Raw genomic sequence first — 710 nt, 5'->3', positions numbered from 1 at the left:
AGTTGCCGTCTTCGTCAACGATGCCGGTGCCCACCACGTTGCCGTCCTGGTCACGGATTTCAATCACCGAACCCTCTTCCGACGGATCGGCGGTGCCAATAACCACCGGATTTGGGTCGTTGGTGAGATCGCCAATGCTCTCGCCGGTGCCGCTTTCAATGCCGATCACTTCCGGCGCGTCCGGTGGCGTAAGATCCACTTCCAGCTCAATTGGATCGCCGGTCATCTCGGTTTCGTTGCCCGCGGGGTCAATAATCACCGCAATCAGCTCGTACTCACCCTCGGTCAGCGCCGGGTCAATCACCACGCGCCAGTCGCCGTCTTCGTTGATAGTGCCGGTGCCGACCACGTTACCGTCCTGGTCACGCACTTCAACCACCGAGCCCTCTTCGTTCGGGTTAGCGGTACCGACCACTACCGGATTAGGGTTGTTGGTTACCGGGCCAAGCGGGTTGCCTGCGGCATCCTCAACACCACCGACTACCGGAGCGTCCGGCGCCGTGACGTCAACGATGATGGTCCACGCCGGATCGCTCGGGGCCGTGGTGTTGCCCACCGGATCGCGATAGGTCACGCGCAGGTTGTACTCGCCTTCGTTCAGCGGGTTCGTCGTGAATGACCAGCGGCCGCTCTCTACGATGGTGGTGCCGAGGAAGCCCAGTACGTCGTCATAGATGGTGATAATGGTACCTTCCGGCGCCGTGCCTTCC

General features: G+C 61.4%; 1 protein-coding gene. It reads right to left on the bottom strand.

What is annotated here, in order from left to right; all coding sequences use genetic code 11:
* Positions 1 to 710: Ig-like domain-containing protein (locus HX773_RS19650; protein ID WP_255433271.1), on the bottom strand; the 710-nt coding region annotated here is incomplete at both ends.

The sequence above is a fragment of the Pantoea sp. B9002 genome (assembly GCF_013385945.1).
Lineage (GTDB): Bacteria > Pseudomonadota > Gammaproteobacteria > Enterobacterales > Enterobacteriaceae > Pantoea.
The sequence above is the reverse complement of the archived record's forward strand: the minus strand, read 5'-3'. Positions and strand labels throughout refer to the sequence as shown.